Here is an 18,589-nt window from a genome sequence, read left to right on the forward strand (position 1 = left end):
GATAGACATTCAACCGCCCCGCAAACCCCGCTTGCATATCCGCGATTTCGGCGGGCCAATGGGTGTTGTCTAGGGGCGGGTAGCGGGTCATCGGGATCTCCATCTAAATGACTGAAGTGATTGAAGCCATCGCTATGTAAAGGAAGAGTCGTTAGATTGTGTGACACATTTAACGACAGTTACTAGGTAAGCTTGTCAGCCGCAAAGGCCAGACATTTTTCCACGATGAAAAACCAGTGGATCACCCGCACCCTGCCAAAATTGTCTGACCGCACCCACAATGAGTTTATGATCTCCACCATCCAAAACTTGGCTAACGACACACTCAAAATGAGCCAAACTGCCATCAATACTCGGAGGCCATACCACAACCGATGGCCGAGATTTCACATTCGCAAACTTGTTACGACTAGGTTTCGCAAATTGCCAAGCAATCTCCTCCTGAGACGCCGACAGCACGTTCACAACAAATTCTTTCTGTTCTGCCAGCAAGCTCAGACTTGCCTGCGAATTTCCAATCGAGAATACACAAAGAGGAGGATCCAAGCTTAAGGATGAGAAAGAATTGACCGTTACTCCAGTGGGTGAACCATCGTTGTCCAATAAGGTTACGACGCAAACTCCAGTAACAAACTCACCAAAGGTATTTCTTAGTCGCTTCGAGTGGGAGAGATCAGTATCCAGCATTTCTAGTACCATTAGAGTTGACCTATTCTTGCTTTAAATTAGCGCTTCCAAAAATAAGTAAAAATGATATTTTATGATAAAAAATATCAAAAAGAGAGATGCCAAAAAATGCCAATCCCCAAAATCTCTATAAGAGCATTGAAAGCTTTAATCTCAATTTACGAGGAACAGTCGTTCTCACGAGCCGCGGCTCGCGAGAATGCGACACAATCTGGCATGTCGATGCAGATCAAAACATTAGAAGAGCGTATTGGGGTGAAAGTTTTGGAACGCGCCAGAAACCAACTTAATCTGACCGCAGAGGGTCGAATTTTGTATGATGAAGGACGAAAAATCATAAAATCATTGGTCGAGGCAGAAGAGAAAATTTCAGCACGAGCAGACACGCTTCAGGGCTCTTTAAAAATTGGCATCATCCCAGCGCTCACAAGATCTGTCGTTCAAGCGGCATTAAGTCAGTTTAAAACTATTGCCCCTATGGTGGAGATTTCATTAGTGGAAGAGTATTCAGGCAGCCTGATCAATCGAGTTGTGGCTGGAGAAATTGACTTTGCTATCGTCCCCGCAGGACCAATTGGCCCAGGGCTGGATGCAGAATATATCGCTCAGGACAACGAAATGTTATTGTGCAATTCTAAAATGTTTCCTGAATACTCACACCTTTCAACAGCACCACTTTCGAGCCTGAAGAAAAAAAAGTTGATAGTTCCATCGCATCAAAATGTAAGACGGATCCAAATTGAAAAGCTACTTGATAGCTATCAAATCGAAGTGAGCGACCTGTTAGAAATGGATGGGATGCTCGCCACAATTGAGTTGGTCGCACAGTCTGATTGGGTTGCAATATTACCTTCAGCGATTTGTCATGCAGATTTAGATGGACGAATGCGAAAATCACTCAAAATCACCGAGCCGGCAATTCCGTTAGACTACATCATGGTCAAAAGGAATGATGTAACCTTCACACTACCCGCTCAAAAAATGGCTGAACAAATCAAATATCAAACAAAAAAAATCATTTCCGAATTCCAGGAAAATTCAAAGTTACATTAGAGAAAACTATGTGAACGCTCTCGTTAGATGTACGATGGTTTAATCATGATAAGCAGCGAGGTGACATGATGATAACTTGTGCAGTAGTGGGCTTTGGCTGGTGGGGTCAGCACATCTCGCGGATACTGAAAGATTTAGATGAAATCAAAATCGTATGTGTTGTGGAACCGGACATTCAAAAACGTTCTCATGTAGAAAGCTTAGGCCTCAAATACGAAAATGACTATGCAGATGCTTTATCTAAATATTCTATAGACGCGGTCATATTAACGTCACCAAATGATAAACACGACGAGCAGATTGCACTAGCAGCAAACAAAGGTATCCATGTGTATTGTGAGAAACCACTTTCTCTCACAGCAAATGGTGCACAGTTTAGTATAGCTACGTGTAAACAGAACAACGTTGTTTTAGCCATTGGTCATGAACGGAGGTTCGAGCCAGGCATCCAAATCATTAAGGAAATGATCACGTCTGGCCAGCTCGGCACGCTGATGCATGGCGAATTTGCATTTTCCCACCAAAAACTCGCAAGTCTACCGACGACTAGCTGGCGCACTAAAAAACAGTACGCTCCAGCTGGTGCGATGACGCAAATGGGCATTCACTTGACGGACCTCATGATATGGTTCTTTGGGCCCGTAGAAGCCGTTCACGCTATAACTGCAGACCGCTCTTTAGGTTGGGAAACTGGAGACCTTACGAGCGTTCATTTTCAATTCGAAAGCGGAGCAACAGCAACGCTACAGGCCATTTTGAACACACCGAACTACATACGTACATTCGTCAGCGGTACAGATGCGTGGGTCGAGGTTAAAAACTCGAGCCATCCAGATACACCAGGAGGTATAGTTTCAATACAAAAACTGGACAAGCATGGCACAAAAACCGAAGAAGAATTGCAGTGGTCAGATGCAGTTAAAGCTAACCTACTCGCTTTCTTTCAAGCGATATTAGGCCACGCAGATTACCCGTTCAGCGAATTTGAACTTATGCATAACATCGATGTGCTCGAGGCGATCATAAAATCAAGCGAGACTAAGACTTCTGTCAAGGTGCATGCCACTAAATTAGAATGATCTATTGAAATGAACTTGCCTAAATGTTTAAAAAATTTCCGATTGCCGCATTGAACGGCTCTGGCGCATTAATGTTTGCAACATGCGCAGCATCTCTAATCTTGACGTATGTCGCGTTAGGCGTCGCTCCAGCCATATTAGACATTACCTCTGGTGAAGCACCTTTGTCTTGATCACCGCCAACGTAAAGAACTGGCACAGTTAATCGTGGCAAGTCTTTGAGATAATCAAGCTCTTTGAGAGCATAGCAACAACTCACATATCCTTCTGGATCGTTGGATAGGAGCATTTCTTTGATCTCGGCGACGCGGCTTGGATTTCGCTCTACCCAATCTGAGGTGAACCATGACTTTATTGTACCGTCCACTATGGCTTGAAGGCCACCATCTTGAACTCTAGCAATCCTATCGTCCCACATATTACGGAACACTTCTGGTGAGTCAGCACGTCCATCGGCACACACAATTTTACTGAAGCGCTCCGGGAGCTGAAGACCAAGACCAAGGCCAGTCATGCCTCCCATCGACAAGCCCATGAACACCGCTGACTCAATTTCAAAGTGATCCATCAACTGCAGCACATCAAAACACAAATCGTCAAATGTATAACGGCCAATTGGCGTCGAGCTACCACCATGACCTCTGGTGTCATAACGCAATACGCGAAACTTTGACGACAGCAGCGGGATCTGATCATTCCACATATTCAGGTTTGCACCTAGTGAATTTGAAAGAATTATCCAATCACTGCTTTCTGCGCCATCAATACGGAAATTGATTTTCGACTTAGGCGCCTCAACAAACCCAGTTTCAACAAAATATCTACCCGTCTCCATCATTCTGCAGCCTTACTAGACCCGGCTTCGGCGGTATTCACTAGCGGTTTAACCTGCTCAGCTAGCAATCGCATGGAACGGCGTGATAATTCTAAATCGGCCCAATCCTTCCCTGCGTAGAGCAGTGTGCCAAATCTTCCAACCTGCTCACGAAATTCGAGCAATTCGTCGGCCACTTTGTCTGGCGTGCCCCAAATAACCAGCCTATCAAAAACACTTTGCAAAGTGACTTCATCATCTGGCTGGTCCTTGTACTCTTTAAAAAGGTTAATACGACCGTGCTTCTTAAGTTTAGTGTATAGCTGCTTGTAATAGAAATAATATGGTCCGTTGGGATCCGTTGCGTAGTTGCGAGCGGTGTCCAAATCATCTGCCACAAAAATACTCTTCGCAACGCGCCAGTTTTTCAGATCTGCCACGCGCCCCACACGCTGGCAACCTTCAACGTACTTTGGCCAGTGGCTAGCCACCCATTGCGGCATTAGAAAGTTTGCACTTATGGGATCCCAACCACGTGCAGCTGCTTCGGTCACACCGTTAGAAAATGGTGCAACTGCCGTCACAACGATTGGGGGATGTGGCTTTTGGAGCGGCTTCGGCATAATACCCTGGCCTATCTCTGTCATAGAAGTCCGCTCTGTACTGATATTCCAAAAATCGCCAGTGATATTATATGGTGCCTCGCTTTCCCAAATTTTCAGTACCATATTGATACTTTCTAGGAACATCGCAGGGCGATCTTTGTCCAAGTTACCAAACACTTCAGCATCAGAAGCTAGCCCCCCAGGAGAAATACCGAGATTGAACCTACCATCAAGCATGTGATCTAACATTGCCGCCTGCGCAGCGATAGCGGCAGGATGATTGTTCGGCATGTTGAAAGTGCCCGTTCCCAAGCGAATGTTTTTGGTCGCAGCTGCCAAATAGGCGACGAACGCTGCACAACTGGTAATGTTTTCAGCGGCGTCGGTTACATGCTCTCCAACGTATCCCTCCACGAAACCCAATTCATCAGCAAGTAGAAACGCTTCTCTATCTTCGGCAATTGACTGCCTCCAATCCTTGTCGATTGGGTGAATAGGCATGGTGAAAAAGCCAAGTTCCATCAACACAACTCCATGTCAGTGCAATCTACGTGTCTCGTTTTTATTAAGATAGATCGCTACATACGCCTCGGAAAATTATAATTTCAGAGTATTTTCATCAAAAAAAATGATGCAAGCGCTGGCGTCTAGTCAGAGCATAACCTGCGGGAGCCACGTTGCGAGACCGGGGATAGCAATAACAAGCATAGCAGCAACAAGAATTAGAACAAAATAAGGCGCTGATCCTTTGAAGATAGTCCCCAATGAAACAGTTTTATCTGGCAGAGCACCTTTGACAGTGTAAACGAGAAGCCCGAATGGAGGCGTCAACAAACCAGCTTCAATCACCAAGATGCCAAAGATAGCAAAGGCTATTGGATTGAAACCAAGAGCCATGGCCAGCGGAGCAAAAATCGGGACGGTTAGCAGAATTATGGAAACACTATCTACCAACATCCCAAGAATGATCCAAATAACGGCCATTATCATCAAGATGATCCACGGGTCCGCACCTAAACCTAAAAAGATGGACTGAATAAAGTTAACCGCCCCGCCCATAGCCAAAAGGCGCGAATACATTTGGGCGGTAATAAGCAAAAACATTATCGGTGCTGTGGTGCGACCGGCTTGTAAGATTGCATCCATCAGCTCAGCTTTTCTCATGCCTTTCACCAGCCCGATTACAAGAGCTCCGATAGCTCCAAAACCTGCTGCCTCGGTCGGAGTGAATAACCCAAACCAAAGTCCACCAATGACCAAGCAAATAAGCCCAACAATGCCTAGGCCTCCAATTAGTTCTTGTTTGCGCTCTTCAGAACTTAGGATTACCAAATCTTGATTGGATGAGGGTGCTACATGCGGCCTGAGCTTGGCGGCTGTCACTACATACCCGGAAAACAATAACGCCAAGACAATACCGGGAATTATTCCGGCTATGAATAAAGCACCCACGCTCATTTCAGTTAGAATTGCCCAAACGATCAGCAAGATTGATGGAGGGATCAGCATCCCTAAGCACGCAGAACCGGCAACGGCTCCAACAGAAAAAGTATCTTTATAACCAAGCTTTTTCATTTCAGGGTATGCAATTCGAGAAAATGCTGCAGCAGCAGCTATGGAAACACCTGTAACCGCCGCGAATACGGTGTTGCCGGCTATGGTTGCAATCGCGAGGCGTCCAGGCAAACGCTTCAAACCTCGATCGCATATTCGATACAAATCTCCCGCAGCACCAGATCTTGAAATTATGTCACCCATAAGTACGAATAGCGGGATTACGGCAAAAACGTCTTTACGCACGGCCTCGTATGCCGTGTTACCCATGATAGAAACAGCCGCCTCGAAGCTCCCGATCATTAGCCAAACGCCGAGACCTGAACACAAAGCCAACGCTATTCCGATGTGTACTCCCGTTACGATCAGGGTCACGAGCAGCGCCAGCATCCAAAGAACAATATCTGCACCCATGCCTCTTCAGCCCCTTATTCTTCTAGTGGTGGAAGCGCGCCAGGCGCCTCGGCCTCGTATTCCAATTTGTTTTGCCAATCCAAAACCATCATTGAGAAATATGCCCAAGCCGCGAAGATAGATGTTACTAAGACCACCCCGCGAACCGGCCAAGTAGGCACGCGCAGAGCTCCCTCGCCCTCATATTCGCCAATCCGATACGCATCCCAGAAAGATGGATACGTACTCTGAATAATGCCAATAAACACACTAAAACCAAGTAGGCAGGTAATGGTTCTCAATACTTTTCGCCCCAATGGAGGCAACGCATCTGAGAAAATCGAGGTACGCAACATTGACCCTGAATATATCGCCAACGGGATCTGCAGAAAGGCAATGGAAACGATCGAATTCTGTAAAATCTCCTTAGTCCCAGGCAACGGCTGATTGAAAATAGTTCTACCCATTACGTCGATAAAGATGAGTACAGCCAGGCCAATGACCCATACAGATGAAACTAGGTGGATTGCTTTAGCGACGGAAACCGACTTTAGCATCTTTCCTGCGCACCTCCCCTTGCACATCTCAATACCGATAAGGCTATCTAATTGAGAATTTGGGTCAAGAAATAAATTAGCGAGCGATAAATAATCTCAAAGCTTGACGGACGAGGATTTCTGTATTGAACTAAACTGGTGTTTAGCAATCGATAAATTAAGGCGAGTAAGAAACTCGCCACTCAACCATAGATAACTTCGATGGCAAGCAAATAGGGAGAATGAAATGCATCACAACCGACTATCAATTGCCAGCCTTTTGGCAGCTACAGTGTCAACTATTGCTGCGACCAGTGCAGCTGCTGAAACGTTTACGCTACGCATCGGAGCAGGGCATCCAAATGGCCCTGCCGCTTACGTGGCGGATGTTGCGAATGTGTTCGTACCAGAAGTCGTTAGACGGGTTGCGGAAGAAACTGACCACGAAATCGAGTTCGTGGAAGGTTATGGCGGTGCTATTGCTGGGGTAGCTGAAACGCTAGAAGCCGTTCAGAATGGCATTTTGGACATTGGTGCTTACTGCATTTGCTTCGAACCCGCCAAATTGTTCCTTCATAACTTCCCATACTACGCTCCATTTGGACCTCAAGACTCTGCAGACGAAATGCGTGCAGTACGAGCCGTCTATGATCAAGTGCCTTGGTTGACTGAACAATTTTCATCAGAATATGGCCAAGAGCTTCTAGGGCTCCACGGCTGGGACAACTATCACCTCGGGACTACAGACCCATGGGAGACCGTGGACGATTTGCAAGGAGTGAAAATCGGAGGCGCAGGACCCAACTTGCCTTGGCTTGAATTTGCAGGTGCCATCCCTGTTCAATCGACCTTGCCAGACGGGTACTTGTCGCTACAAACTGGTGTATACAATGGATGGCTGATGTTCCCATCAGCTTATCTTGGCTTCAAATTTCACGAGCCCGCGCCATACTATACATTGATTGGCTTCGGAGCGATGGGCGTAAACGCGCTAACAGTGAACGAGCGGAGCATGGCAAGACTTCCAGAAGAAATACAAGCCATTATTCGTGAAGTAGGCCAGCTGTACGAAACACAAGCCGGTGAAACATTGAACGCACGCCAAGCCTCTGGCATGGCTGGGCTTCGTGAAGCTGGAGCTACAATAACTGAGCTTTCTCAAGAGGCTCGTGCAGGTTGGGCGGCTTCTCTCGCATCTTTCCCATCACAACAGGCGGCAGATGCAGATGGTCGAGGAATGCCTGGCTCAGAGGTTATGGCGGCTTATCTCGAAGCGGTGGCCGCTACCGGTTACGAATGGCCATACGAGTACAGTCTTGACTAAGCTTCACAAAAAGGGGGCGAAAGCCCCCTTTTTTTTGTGACTTGGCGAATTATCCCACCATCGAGATGCATAAATGTTGAACAACCGAATTCCATACACTGCCATTGTTGATCGTCCCAAACTATTGTTACCCAATAAGAAAAAGATGGCTGTTTGGGTGATCCTGAATGTAGAACATTGGTCTATCGACAAACCTATGCCACGAACTGTCCTACCACCACCGATGGGAAAACCGCTCATTCCAGATGTGCCCAACTGGTCTTGGCATGAGTACGGAATGCGGTCGGGCTTCTGGAGACAGTATCAAGCCCTAGTGGAACGCAAAATCCCAACAACTTTAGCAATCAACGGCAATGTATGCGTTTCCTATCCCAGAATTGCTTCTGCGGCTCTTGAAGCAGGTTGGGAATTCATGGGTCATGGATTTTTACAGGGGCCAATGCATAACCTAGCAGACCAAGAAAAAGAAATATGTAAAGCTCTCGACACTATAGAACAATTTTGTGGCAGACGCCCCACGTCATGGGAAAGCCCTGGATTAACTGAAACCACTGAAACTGTTGATCTATTGAGAAAGCACGGAGTGAAATACGTTGCAGACTGGGTTATTGATGACTTGCCAGAAATAATTGACACACCGCATGGGACGATGACCACTATTCCGTACACAGTCGAAACAAACGACATAACGGTATATGCGCTGCAAGCGCATCGCTCACCGGAATTTTTCGACCGAGGGAGAGATCAATTTGATCGACTTTATGCTGAAGCGGAACATAACGCGCGAGTGATGGCAATTTCTATTCATCCATACATTACGGGTGTGCCCCATCGCATCAAGTATCTCGAGGCGTTACTAGATTATATCGGAAGTCATGAAGAGGTTGAATGGATGACCGCCAGCCAAATTGGTGACTGGTACGGGAACGAATTACAAAGGCTTTCGGGAAAATAGTTTAAGCGGTTTGGGCCATTAGTTCTGGCCCAAACCAACATCAATTTTCTGCTGTTGTTTCCGCCAAGGCAGAAAGAATGCGATCCGGTGTCATTGGCATTTGATAGATTGTTACTCCCATATGACGGAGAGCATCGTTCACAGCGTTCATAACGGCAGCTGGTGCACCTCCAGTACCGGCTTCACCAGCTCCTTTAGCACCCAAAACAGAAGATTTTGTGGGTGTTTCTATGTGTGCCACATGAATATCCGGCATCTCCGACGCCATCGGTACAAGGTAGTCTGCCAAGGACGTATTCAAAAGCTGCCCTTCGTCCGAATAAAGACACTCCTCATATAAGGCGCCACCAATTCCTTGAACCACTCCGCCTCTAATTTGCTCGTCAACCAAGAGAGGATTAATCACGCGACCACAATCTTCAACTGCCCAAAAATCTAAAACTTTCACGAAGCCAGTCTCAATATCCACCTCTACATGTGCTGCCATAGCCCCATTAGTAAATACAAATGGGGCATCGGTGACGCGATAATGACGTGTCGCAACTAGCTCTGGCTTTGCTTCATCAGGTAACTCGTTGCCACGATAATAAACAGTCCGGGCCAAATCAGATAAGTTCATCTTCTCAACAAAAGTCTTTGCGTCCACAACCTGTCCATTCTTTATGTCAAGCTCGGACGGTTTGGCTTGCAATATAACAGAAGCGGCATCCAAAATCTGCTCTTTCAGCGCATTTGCAGCTAACAATGCAGCTTCACCACCAATACCAGCGCCGCGAGATGCCCACGTTCCACCGCCGTAGGGTGTAGTCTTTGTATCGCCGGTGGTAACTTTAACCCGAGCTAGATCTACTCCTAACACATCCGCTACAATCTGGGCGAGTATGGCATTAGTTCCTTGGCCTTGCTCGGTGACTGACGATGATATGTGGATACCGCCTCCAGCATCTAGCCTAACGGTCGCCCCGTCTTGGCTGGCAATTGGAGCACCGCCGATCCCATAAAACATTGGGCTTGGGTTCGTAACTTCCACCATGGAAACAAATCCAATACCCCTGAATACTCCATCTTTACGCTGCTCTAATTGGTCAGCGCGCAGGCTGTTATAATCCATCATTTCGATCAGTTTGTTCAGCGCGGCCTGATGCGACAACTCATCTAATTTCATCCCAGATACACTGGTGCGCGGATAGGAGTTGTCAGCCATCAAATTAATGCGGCGCACTTCTACCGGATCCATTTGAATTTGAGCCGCCGCCTCTTCAAGCAGGCAGTCGCAGATAGCCATAGCAATTGGATGCCCCACAGCACGATACTGGCACATCAAATTTTTATTTTGAAAAACTACCTTTGATGTTGCTCGATAGTTCGGGATGACATACGGGGCACCGGTCAGATTCAGTACCTGATTAGCTTCAATCGCAGATGTCCGCGGGTACATCGAATAAGGCCCTATCCCAGTCACGTCGTCAAATTCTAAACCAACAATTTGACCGGAGGCACTAACGGCCATTCGCGCATCAACCACATGATCTCGCGCATGAATGTCAGACATAAAGCTCTCGTAGCGATCTGCGGTGAATTTTATCGGGCGCCCCAAGAGCTTTGCTATTGCGGCAACAGCGACTTCATCGCCATAGGTGTGCACCTTAATCCCGAAAGATCCGCCAACATCCTGTGAGATAACTCGAACGTTCTCTTCCATAAGGCCAAGATGCTTGGCAAAAATAAACTGCATCATATGCGGCGCTTGGCCAGAATACCAAACCGTCAACTGATCATCAGATGGGTCATATTCTGCAATACTCGTTCGAGGTTCTAAAGTAACGCCCGTATGTCGCCCGAACTTGAACTTCTTTTTCACAACAAAATTTTCAGGATTACTGAACGCGTTCGATACATCGCCTACGTCAACTGTGCGTTGCCAAGCGAGATTAGAGTCGTAGCCTTCGTGAATTAGGGGACAACCCTCATCGAGCGCCTTTTCCATATCAACCACTGCTGGCAGCTCATCATATTCTATCTCAACAAGTTCTGCCGCATCTTCTGCCTGCGCTCTTGAGTGAGCAAGGACAACAGCTACTGGCTCTCCTTGCCACTTCACATAGTCAATGGCTACTGGCGCCTGTGGAGGGGACCTCAGACCCGCCAAGTGACTTAGAACTCCGACATATGGCTCGACAACGTTTTCTAAATCTTTGCCGGTAAAAACATTTACTACACCATCTGCATCCATCGCTCTGGATGCATTTATTGAAACAATTTTACCGTGGGCAATTGGCGATCGTATGAAATACGCGTGGAGCATTCTAGGAAGTTGAATATCGTCAACAAACCTTCCGCGTCCGTGCAGTAAACGCTTCGCATCTAAACGTGCTTCAGGCTGACCAATTAATTTAGTCGGTTTATCGAAATCGAACTTAACGCCAGTCATGTTTCAGCACCCACCTGTATTACATCACAAATCGCATCAACGATTGATTGATAACCAGTACATCTGCAGTAATTCCCTGATAAGTGCTCGCGAATTTTTTTGCGATCTGGCTCTCCAATTTTCTCAATATATTCAACGGCGGATGCGAGCATGCCAGGTGTACAGTAGCCGCATTGGAGTGCATTTCGTTTCAAAAAGGCATCTCGCAATGCTGATACCGGTCCACTGTCAGCTAGTCCTTCAATCGTGGTTACCTCGAGATCATCCACTTGGACAGCTAACATCAGGCAGGAACGAACAGTTTGACCATTAACACGCACGGTGCATGCTCCACATACACCATGTTCACAACCTACATGAGTACCAGTCAGCCCCAGATCATTTCTTAAAAAATCTGACAGATTTGTTCGTACGGCAACGTCTCGTTCAATTCGCTCACCATTAACCATCACTTTGATTTTTTTAGTCTGCCCCATTTACATCGCCTCCAAAGCACGGCGCACACACACAGTCGCAAGCCGCCGTTTTGTGTCCTGAGAATTGTGCAAATCAGAATCAAAAATTAAATCAGACAACGCTTCACTAGCGCCGCGAATTTTCCGTTTATCAGTACGAGCGACACCCACTAGGTTCTCTTCAACAGACTTTGCACGCAGCGGGCGATCAGAGACACCAAACAACACAACTTTAGGTGCGTTAAATGCTTCAGATGGGCGACTGTCATCAGAAATGCAAACGCCTGCTATTGCGTAATCTCCATGCCTTCTTGCCAACTCATAAAACCCAGTGCTCAGCGACTTAGAAGAATTTGGTATAAAGACCGACAAAACCAACTCATCGTCTTTCCGGTCAGTAAGATAGAGCCCTTGAAAAAATTCATCAGCCAACACAAATCTGGTGCCTCGTTGGGACGCCAGCTCAACACTGGCCCCTAGAGCCATTAACACCGCAGGCATTTCCGCGGCAGGATCAGCAAGCGCCACACTTCCGCCAATCGTTCCTCGATTTCGTATTGCTGAATGAGCTATATGAGGCAGAACGCTATCAAAAACCTGCGAAAACTCTGACACCAGAGCTGACGCTCCTAACTCGCTGTAGGTAACAGTGGCGCCGATGCGAAGGCCATCATCTACGGCCACAATCTCTTTCAAGTCTTTCAACCCACTCAAATCAATCAGCGTTTTCGGAGCCGCGAGCCTAAAATTCATCATCGGCAACAAACTCTGGCCTCCAGCCAGAAACGCCTTTTCGTCAGCATCTTGCGCAACTATAGCGAGTGCCTCAGATATTTCCGTGGGGCGTTCGTAGGTAAACTCTGACGCTTTCATAGGTCTTCCCTTAAATCAGCATTGCACCACAAATTTGGTTGCACAGCTCGGCGTCTGTCAATAACAATTTATCAAACTATAAACTAATCCATGGCTATCAAGGAAGGGCTTCCGATGGCAATTCGTCCCAAAACCACCATTCAAATGTCGCTCACAGGGTCTGGACAAACTCACGCACGCACGGTCGTTAAAACGAGAGATGTAACCGCTTTAATAGACGAACCAATGATCAGGGGCGGAACAAATCTGGGCCCGAGCCCAACTGAAACCTTCATGGCATCGCTGATCGGTTGCACGAATGTAATTTCCAGCCGCATAGCCCAAAAGATGGGGCTAGTGTGGCAAAACTTAGAGGTAGAACTGTCCGCAGAATTTAACCGCCTCGGCACAATGTTGGAGGAGGAAGTTGAGCACCCTTTTGCCAACATCGTTATGGATATTTCAGTAGAAACAAACGCATCGGAGCAAGAACTCGAAAAATTAAAAAGCGATCTGTCAAAATTTTGTCCAATCGCGAAGGTGATCCGGAACAGTGGCATCACCATCACAGAAAACTGGTCAACTAAATCGATTTAAATCAGAGGTTTACGCTATGGACACCAAACCAACGCCTGGGAACTTTGCTCCCAATCTAGAATTAAAACTTATCGGCGGCGAAACATTTAGCCTTAAAAGCAGCAAGCCACAACTGATTGACATGCTTGTGTTCTACAGGGGCTATCATTGCCCACTTTGCAAGGATTTTCTGCATAAATTAAATGGACTAGCAGGCGCATTTTTAGAATCTGGCGCTAACGTTGTTGCCGTGTCTATGGACACCGAAGAACGTGCCCAAAAATCAAAAGAAGAATGGGGATTAGACAACCTTTCCATTGCTTATGGGCTTTCGGAAGAAGCGGCACGCGCTTGGGGCTTGCACATCACAGAATCTATTAAAGAAGTTGAGCCTCAAACATTTAGCGAACCTGCTTTATTTTGGGTTCTTGCGGACAAGAAAATATATCTAATGGATGTTGCAAGTATGCCGTTTGCTCGCCCCGACCTAGAACTGCTACTTGCTAAGGTTCCGGCTATCACAGCTGGATACCCCGCTAGAGGAACTAAATAACATCATCTTGCGGCGCCACTGCCATGGATGGCGCCGCCCTTATTTGCTAATTTAAATTGTGTTTACGAATGGCCACAAGTTGGTGTGTCCATGCTTGAATACTGTTTTCAATGACAAATGACTTATCAGGGTGCACAGCCATATTGTATATCAAGAGGCGCACACCGTAATAAAAAATTCCTCCATGTATCGTCCAACCAAATTCTATTTCATCATCACTCGGCGGCATTTGGTCTACATGATATTCTGCTAAAATTTCTCGCGTAATTACTTCAATGAGGTTCTGACGAATAAAAAGCAAATATTCACGATTCAGACCAATTCCTTTCAAGCCCGAAAATAAAAAGATGCGCATCCAGTCGTCTCGGAAAATCACATCAGTATATTGGGTGTAAAATAAATTCAGGCGATCTTTAATGGACTTACTCCTGTCTATTAACAAATCATTCCACTCATCACGCCACCTTTGAAGATAAACAGCCTCGTAAACCTCACGGATTAAATCCTCCTTTGACGGAAAATATCGATATAGAAGAGGCTGCGTGACGCCCAAACTACGGGCTAAATCACGGGTCGAACTCTCAAAGCCCTCTTTTGCAAAGAATTGAACAGCTTTTTCGACAAACTGTTCTTTACGTTCATCATATGGCAATCTCTGCCTTACAGGTTTATTTGGCATAATAGTCTCAAATTCAAACTTCAATCCAACCAGAGTTGTCTTTTAAGCGATGCTTGACCTTCACCCGATCTGAGAGTGACTGCTCGATAAAACAACCCTTGGTTGCGGCCTGTATCAATGCAATTTTTTCAGAAACATTAACATCTGTGTCCATCTCGATGTCCAATGTAAACAACTCTGGCATAGAAACATAAGGCTTATTACCTTCTTGCTCAGCACTCCAATGCAATTTGGTGTTCACTTTCAAATCATGTATTTGAACTTCCAACCTGTTCGCAAAAGCTCTCAGTTGTGTCATCAAGCATCCAGTAAGAGCTGCCGTGAATAACGCGAGTGGCGGTGGCGCTGTGCCGTCTCCCCCATGGAAAGGCCCTTCATCAGTCGCCAGCTCAAAATGCTCATTCATCATGGGCCAACTGACAGCGATGTCATTACGCATCTTACCAGTCGCAACTCCAACACCTTCAAAAATCACACTAAATTTTTTTATACTTCCAGCCACAAGCTCAACTCCACATTAACACAATCATAAATTATTCTGCGATTGACCCCCACAAAGTACCAGTCAACCGCGATGCATTTTGCTCGATTGACAAATTTTACAGCTTATTTTTCAATTGATAAATAGTGGAGGATCAAAGGAAGCCATAAATGCCTAAGTTCACACGCGATTACATTTATCAAACCGCTAAGGAGCTCTCCAATTGGGGACGTTGGGGCACTGATGACCAGATTGGCACCCTCAATAACATCTCACCAGAAGATGTTGTTGAAGCTGGCAAGCTCATACGAAAAGGCCGGGTATTTGCTTTAGGCCTGAACCTTAAAGAGCAGATCCAGTCTGGGCTTTTTGGCGGCCGGTGGAACATGATTCATCAGATGCTCGCCACCGGCACTGATGCTGCAATTGGAGCTCAAGACGGCGACGGTAAAGCCTACTTGCGTTATGCTGATGACGCCATCAACTTACCATGCCAAGGATCTACGCAGTGGGACGCCCTCTGCCATATTTTCTTGGACGACAAAATGTACAACGGGTTTCCTGCCACGGACGTGACAGTACAGGGCGCAAAAAAGCTTGGCATAGAGCATGTACGAGACAAGATGGTCGGGCGCGGAGTCTTGCTCGACATAGCGCGTTGGAAAAATCAAGAATTTTTACAAGATGGTTATGCAATCACGCCTGAAGACCTAGACGAGTGCGCCAGTGCACAGGGCGTTAAAATCAAAAAAGGAGACTTTGTAATCGTTAGAACGGGCCAACAAGAGCGCTGTCTGAAAACCGGTGACTGGACAGGATACGCTGGCGGCGATGCTCCTGGCTTAAGCTTTGAAACAGCTCGTTGGATAAAAACAAAGGATATCGCCGCAATATGCGCTGATACTTGGGGTTGTGAAGTCCGACCCAACGAAACAGATGAGGCGAACCAGCCCTGGCATTGGGTGGTTATTCCTGCAATTGGCATCTCAATGGGCGAAATTTTTTACGTGAAAGAATTGGCACAAGACTGCGCCGAAGATGGCGTGTATGAATTCTTTTTCAGCGCACCTCCACTTCATATTCCTGGAGCCGCAGGCTCGCCGATCAACCCTCAGGCTATAAAATGATAACGCTCTGGGGAAGAGGAAGCTCTGCTAATGTTCAGAAAGTTATGTGGGCATTAGCAGAGCTCAACTTACAATTTCGCCACGTTATAGTGGGAGGACCTTACGGAGGCACCACCTCGGAAGAATTTAAATCACTTAACCCAGTTGGCAAAATCCCTGTTTTTCAGGACGATAATATCACTCTCTGGGAGAGCCATGCCATATTGCGATATTTATCTCGCAAACATGGAGGACACCTTTCCATAAAGGAAATTGATCAACCTTTCGTTGATCAATGGCTGGACTTCACAGCAACCTGCTTCTTTCCACCATTTGTCGGCTTGTTCTGGCAATTGGTTCGCACCCGTCCAAGTGACCGCTCGCAAGAGTTAATAGCTCTGCATACAAATAATTTAGGCGCCGCTTTGGACATAATAGACGAACAGCTAAGGAAAAGCAGGTGGTTGGCAACAAATACATTCACGATTGCCGATATTGCAGCCGGCGTAACCATGGAAAGGTGTTTAGAGATCATCGATCTACACCAAAACCGACCGAACCTCACAAAATGGCACGGCAAACTAGCTTCTCGTGAGGCTTACAAAACGGTAGTTGCGACGTCCTACGAAGAGCTACGTGCTAAATAAAAACTATTGACGCTAAAAATCAGCTGTAGCTGTCAAGCGGACAATTTCATCTTCAAAAGGGTGAGAGGCTCCATCCAGGTTTCCTTTTGGATCTTCGCCTTGCACAAAACTTCCCAAACGCTGAGACCGGGCATTTATCATCAACGCAATTGGACGCCTTGCAGCGTCATAGGCCTCAAACGCCTCTTCAATGGTTCGGTTGGCGCGCAGACAACTCGAAAGACAAAGCGCGTCTTCTGCCGCTTTTGTTACACCCATTCCGACGTGCGGACGAATTAATGCGGCAGCATCGCCTAATAAGCAAACATTGCCGCAACAAAAGCGTGGAGAGACATAATCATAAATCGGCGCGAGAAAGGGACTAGCCGCGCATTTGAATGCTTCAGAAAACATCCAAGGCAAGTCCACCTCTGCTGCCATCAATGCGCAATCTACAACTTCACGACGAACCAAAGGCGGCGGTATTGAAATCTCATGGACTTTGCCACTTTCATCCGTCAGTAAATCGACAAGCTCATCGTGGGATGTGGGCTTATACCAAACAATATTATATCTTCTCGATCCTTTATTCGTCTCATTGTGGAACCCTGGTATTGGATATCCAATCACCTGGCCTCTGTTGGGTATAAAAAAGGAAAAATCGTCAAAAAAAGCATCTCGAAGATTGGGCTCGATTAACGTTTCGTCTACAACGGCTCGCCAAACAACATAGCCAGAATAAGCTGGCGCTGGGCGCTCAACAAATTTGGACCTAACCGCTGATCTATAGCCGTCCGCACCAATCAGTGCATCAAACTGTTGAACCGAGCCATCAGACAAATGGACGTTGACTTTGCCTGCTACGTTCTCCCAGTTTAAGACGCTTGTGTCGGTGAAATAGAGCTCACGCGGCAGCCGTGCGTGAAGCAACGAATAGATCATATCCCAACTTGTAACTAGTTGTGGAAACTCGCGCTCTGAGACAATCTTACCAAACTTATCGAAGACCCGACGAGAGCGTACCTCCACGCCTATATCTTGCAATGATACCCCAATAGATCCAAGAGCTTTCAGCAACGGCTCGTGCGTGACAATGCCAGCCCCTCTGCCTGAAAGGGCGCTTCTAACTTTTTCGAAAACGGTAACCCGCCATCCAGCTTCGGCCAAAGCCAGTGCAGCAAACAAACCACCTATAGATCCGCCAGATACAGCAATGTGACCGCGCATTCGACTGAATGTTTCCCAATTATGATAACTATGCTAACTTTATCGCACGATAATTTAGTAACAATGGTATCTCAAGAATGTCTGACAATTTTGACCAAGAAAATAATACTGACGCCAACATTTGGTCCAGCTGGACAGCCGATCTGAAACAGGAACTGGACCGCAACGCGGGTAAAAATGGCCGAGTAGGATCTGAACTCGTCAGTACTACTGATCGAGTTAGAATTTGGTTGATATCGCTCCATCCCGGCCAAAGGTTAGAGTTTCATACCCATGTACTAGACTACTTCTGGACTGCTACGAGCAGCGGCAAAGCTAGATCTCGTTACTCAGACGGTCGCCTGGTTGAAATGGAATACACAGTGGGCCAAACACAACACCATAAATTTAAGTTTGGCGAGTCAATGACACATGATCTCGAAAATATCGGTGAAAACGTTTTAAGCTTCACCACAGTAGAATTTCTTGACAGCCCAAACTCTCCTTTAAGTATATAAATTAAATCTCAAGTAAGATGCTCTAGAAGGTTTGCATAAATGCTATAAAAAATAAATTATAAATATTTCGAATAGAGGCATTTCAAACAATACGTGCCTTAACGCC

20 protein-coding genes are annotated in these 18,589 nt (G+C 46.5%); 9 read left to right on the top strand and 11 right to left on the bottom strand.

The window, feature by feature from the left end; translation table 11 throughout:
• Positions 1-195 precede the first annotated feature (195 nt).
• The gene (locus AAC632_RS00005; RefSeq protein WP_340298730.1) at positions 196-687 is read right to left on the bottom strand and encodes a flavin reductase family protein; all 492 of its coding nucleotides are present in this window, start codon (positions 685-687) and stop codon (positions 196-198) included.
• 63 nt (positions 688-750) lie between these two features.
• Between AAC632_RS00005 and AAC632_RS00010 the strand changes: the two genes are divergently transcribed.
• Both AAC632_RS00010 and AAC632_RS00015 read left to right on the top strand, forming a co-directional pair.
• Positions 751-1,740, top strand: coding sequence for a LysR family transcriptional regulator (locus AAC632_RS00010; protein ID WP_340298729.1), 990 nt, complete (start codon positions 751-753; stop codon positions 1,738-1,740).
• Between the two features lie 65 nt (positions 1,741-1,805).
• Positions 1,806-2,819: a Gfo/Idh/MocA family protein gene (locus AAC632_RS00015; RefSeq protein WP_340298728.1), complete on the top strand. Its 1,014-nt coding sequence runs from the start codon at positions 1,806-1,808 to the stop codon at positions 2,817-2,819.
• A 19-nt stretch (positions 2,820-2,838) separates the two neighbouring features.
• Here the strand turns inward: AAC632_RS00015 and pcaD are convergent, their stop codons facing one another.
• The 4 genes from pcaD to AAC632_RS00035 all read right to left on the bottom strand — a co-directional run bounded on the left by pcaD (position 2,839) and on the right by AAC632_RS00035 (position 6,742).
• Positions 2,839-3,657, bottom strand: a complete 819-nt coding sequence (gene pcaD / locus AAC632_RS00020; RefSeq protein WP_340298727.1) for a 3-oxoadipate enol-lactonase — start codon at positions 3,655-3,657, stop codon at positions 2,839-2,841.
• On the bottom strand, positions 3,654-4,760 hold the full coding sequence (locus tag AAC632_RS00025; RefSeq protein ID WP_340255129.1) for an LLM class flavin-dependent oxidoreductase: 1,107 nt from the start codon (positions 4,758-4,760) through the stop codon (positions 3,654-3,656). Before AAC632_RS00025 ends, pcaD begins: the two co-directional genes overlap by 4 nt.
• 129 nt (positions 4,761-4,889) lie before the next feature.
• Positions 4,890-6,206: a TRAP transporter large permease gene (locus AAC632_RS00030; protein WP_340298726.1), complete on the bottom strand. Its 1,317-nt coding sequence runs from the start codon at positions 6,204-6,206 to the stop codon at positions 4,890-4,892.
• Positions 6,207-6,220: 14 nt separating this feature from the next.
• Entirely contained in the window at positions 6,221-6,742 is a 522-nt protein-coding gene (locus AAC632_RS00035; RefSeq protein WP_340255123.1) for a TRAP transporter small permease, read from the bottom strand.
• A gap of 226 nt (positions 6,743-6,968) precedes the next feature.
• Here AAC632_RS00035 and AAC632_RS00040 point away from each other — a divergent pair, with 226 nt between their 5' ends.
• Both AAC632_RS00040 and AAC632_RS00045 read left to right on the top strand, forming a co-directional pair.
• Entirely contained in the window at positions 6,969-8,045 is a 1,077-nt protein-coding gene (locus AAC632_RS00040) for a C4-dicarboxylate TRAP transporter substrate-binding protein (protein ID WP_340298725.1), read from the top strand.
• 73 nt (positions 8,046-8,118) lie between these two features.
• Entirely contained in the window at positions 8,119-9,000 is an 882-nt protein-coding gene (locus AAC632_RS00045) for a polysaccharide deacetylase family protein (RefSeq protein ID WP_340298724.1), read from the top strand.
• Positions 9,001-9,040: 40 nt separating this feature from the next.
• Here AAC632_RS00045 and AAC632_RS00050 read toward each other — a convergent pair whose 3' ends face one another.
• Genes AAC632_RS00050 through AAC632_RS00060 form a run of 3 tightly spaced genes read right to left on the bottom strand, consistent with a single transcriptional unit; the run spans position 9,041 to position 12,759 of the window.
• Positions 9,041-11,431 carry a xanthine dehydrogenase family protein molybdopterin-binding subunit gene (locus AAC632_RS00050; RefSeq protein ID WP_340298723.1) on the bottom strand — a complete coding sequence of 797 codons (2,391 nt, stop codon included), beginning with the start codon at positions 11,429-11,431 and terminating at the stop codon, positions 9,041-9,043.
• Positions 11,428-11,907: a (2Fe-2S)-binding protein gene (locus AAC632_RS00055; protein WP_340262049.1), complete on the bottom strand. Its 480-nt coding sequence runs from the start codon at positions 11,905-11,907 to the stop codon at positions 11,428-11,430. The genes AAC632_RS00050 and AAC632_RS00055 overlap by 4 nt, the downstream gene beginning before the upstream one ends.
• Positions 11,908-12,759 carry an FAD binding domain-containing protein gene (locus AAC632_RS00060; protein WP_340298722.1) on the bottom strand — a complete coding sequence of 284 codons (852 nt, stop codon included), beginning with the start codon at positions 12,757-12,759 and terminating at the stop codon, positions 11,908-11,910. It lies immediately after the preceding gene.
• Between the two features lie 114 nt (positions 12,760-12,873).
• Between AAC632_RS00060 and AAC632_RS00065 the strand changes: the two genes are divergently transcribed.
• Complete coding sequence (locus AAC632_RS00065; protein WP_340262053.1) at positions 12,874-13,335, top strand: OsmC family protein; 462 nt, start codon at positions 12,874-12,876, stop codon at positions 13,333-13,335.
• Positions 13,336-13,351: 16 nt separating this feature from the next.
• Positions 13,352-13,867 carry a peroxiredoxin-like family protein gene (locus tag AAC632_RS00070; RefSeq protein WP_340255102.1) on the top strand — a complete coding sequence of 172 codons (516 nt, stop codon included), beginning with the start codon at positions 13,352-13,354 and terminating at the stop codon, positions 13,865-13,867.
• A gap of 46 nt (positions 13,868-13,913) precedes the next feature.
• Here AAC632_RS00070 and AAC632_RS00075 read toward each other — a convergent pair whose 3' ends face one another.
• Entirely contained in the window at positions 13,914-14,546 is a 633-nt protein-coding gene (locus tag AAC632_RS00075; protein ID WP_340298721.1) for a TetR/AcrR family transcriptional regulator, read from the bottom strand.
• A 13-nt stretch (positions 14,547-14,559) separates the two neighbouring features.
• Complete coding sequence (locus AAC632_RS00080; RefSeq protein ID WP_340298720.1) at positions 14,560-15,048, bottom strand: OsmC family protein; 489 nt, start codon at positions 15,046-15,048, stop codon at positions 14,560-14,562.
• A 149-nt stretch (positions 15,049-15,197) separates the two neighbouring features.
• On the opposite strand from AAC632_RS00080, the gene AAC632_RS00085 reads away from it, so the two are divergent.
• The gene (locus AAC632_RS00085) at positions 15,198-16,154 is read left to right on the top strand and encodes a cyclase family protein (RefSeq protein WP_340255093.1); all 957 of its coding nucleotides are present in this window, start codon (positions 15,198-15,200) and stop codon (positions 16,152-16,154) included.
• A complete protein-coding gene (locus AAC632_RS00090; RefSeq protein WP_340298719.1) occupies positions 16,151-16,780 on the top strand; it encodes a glutathione S-transferase family protein in 630 nt (209 codons plus the stop codon). The genes AAC632_RS00085 and AAC632_RS00090 overlap by 4 nt, the downstream gene beginning before the upstream one ends.
• A gap of 12 nt (positions 16,781-16,792) precedes the next feature.
• Here AAC632_RS00090 and AAC632_RS00095 read toward each other — a convergent pair whose 3' ends face one another.
• Positions 16,793-17,986, bottom strand: a complete 1,194-nt coding sequence (locus tag AAC632_RS00095; protein WP_340298718.1) for an FAD binding domain-containing protein — start codon at positions 17,984-17,986, stop codon at positions 16,793-16,795.
• A gap of 77 nt (positions 17,987-18,063) precedes the next feature.
• On the opposite strand from AAC632_RS00095, the gene AAC632_RS00100 reads away from it, so the two are divergent.
• The gene (locus tag AAC632_RS00100; protein ID WP_340298717.1) at positions 18,064-18,483 is read left to right on the top strand and encodes a hypothetical protein; all 420 of its coding nucleotides are present in this window, start codon (positions 18,064-18,066) and stop codon (positions 18,481-18,483) included.
• Positions 18,484-18,589 lie beyond the last annotated feature (106 nt).

The sequence above is a fragment of the Roseobacter sp. HKCC-CH-9351 genome, assembly GCF_037830295.1.
Classification (GTDB): Bacteria; Pseudomonadota; Alphaproteobacteria; order Rhodobacterales; family Rhodobacteraceae; genus M30B80.

Excerpts from the sequence above, each read along its gene's own strand:
- AAC632_RS00005 (WP_340298730.1), bottom strand. The coding sequence starts at position 687 with ATGCTGGATACTGATCTCTCCCACTCGAAGCGACTAAGAAATACCTTT.
- AAC632_RS00010 (WP_340298729.1), top strand. The coding sequence starts at position 751 with ATGATATTTTATGATAAAAAATATCAAAAAGAGAGATGCCAAAAAATG.
- AAC632_RS00015 (WP_340298728.1), top strand. The coding sequence starts at position 1,806 with ATGATGATAACTTGTGCAGTAGTGGGCTTTGGCTGGTGGGGTCAGCAC.
- pcaD (WP_340298727.1), bottom strand. The coding sequence starts at position 3,657 with ATGATGGAGACGGGTAGATATTTTGTTGAAACTGGGTTTGTTGAGGCG.
- AAC632_RS00025 (WP_340255129.1), bottom strand. The coding sequence starts at position 4,760 with ATGGAACTTGGCTTTTTCACCATGCCTATTCACCCAATCGACAAGGAT.
- AAC632_RS00030 (WP_340298726.1), bottom strand. The coding sequence starts at position 6,206 with ATGGGTGCAGATATTGTTCTTTGGATGCTGGCGCTGCTCGTGACCCTG.
- AAC632_RS00035 (WP_340255123.1), bottom strand. The coding sequence starts at position 6,742 with ATGCTAAAGTCGGTTTCCGTCGCTAAAGCAATCCACCTAGTTTCATCT.
- AAC632_RS00040 (WP_340298725.1), top strand. The coding sequence starts at position 6,969 with ATGCATCACAACCGACTATCAATTGCCAGCCTTTTGGCAGCTACAGTG.
- AAC632_RS00045 (WP_340298724.1), top strand. The coding sequence starts at position 8,119 with ATGTTGAACAACCGAATTCCATACACTGCCATTGTTGATCGTCCCAAA.
- AAC632_RS00050 (WP_340298723.1), bottom strand. The coding sequence starts at position 11,431 with ATGACTGGCGTTAAGTTCGATTTCGATAAACCGACTAAATTAATTGGT.
- AAC632_RS00055 (WP_340262049.1), bottom strand. The coding sequence starts at position 11,907 with ATGGGGCAGACTAAAAAAATCAAAGTGATGGTTAATGGTGAGCGAATT.
- AAC632_RS00060 (WP_340298722.1), bottom strand. The coding sequence starts at position 12,759 with ATGAAAGCGTCAGAGTTTACCTACGAACGCCCCACGGAAATATCTGAG.
- AAC632_RS00065 (WP_340262053.1), top strand. The coding sequence starts at position 12,874 with ATGGCAATTCGTCCCAAAACCACCATTCAAATGTCGCTCACAGGGTCT.
- AAC632_RS00070 (WP_340255102.1), top strand. The coding sequence starts at position 13,352 with ATGGACACCAAACCAACGCCTGGGAACTTTGCTCCCAATCTAGAATTA.
- AAC632_RS00075 (WP_340298721.1), bottom strand. The coding sequence starts at position 14,546 with ATGCCAAATAAACCTGTAAGGCAGAGATTGCCATATGATGAACGTAAA.
- AAC632_RS00085 (WP_340255093.1), top strand. The coding sequence starts at position 15,198 with ATGCCTAAGTTCACACGCGATTACATTTATCAAACCGCTAAGGAGCTC.
- AAC632_RS00090 (WP_340298719.1), top strand. The coding sequence starts at position 16,151 with ATGATAACGCTCTGGGGAAGAGGAAGCTCTGCTAATGTTCAGAAAGTT.
- AAC632_RS00095 (WP_340298718.1), bottom strand. The coding sequence starts at position 17,986 with ATGCGCGGTCACATTGCTGTATCTGGCGGATCTATAGGTGGTTTGTTT.
- AAC632_RS00100 (WP_340298717.1), top strand. The coding sequence starts at position 18,064 with ATGTCTGACAATTTTGACCAAGAAAATAATACTGACGCCAACATTTGG.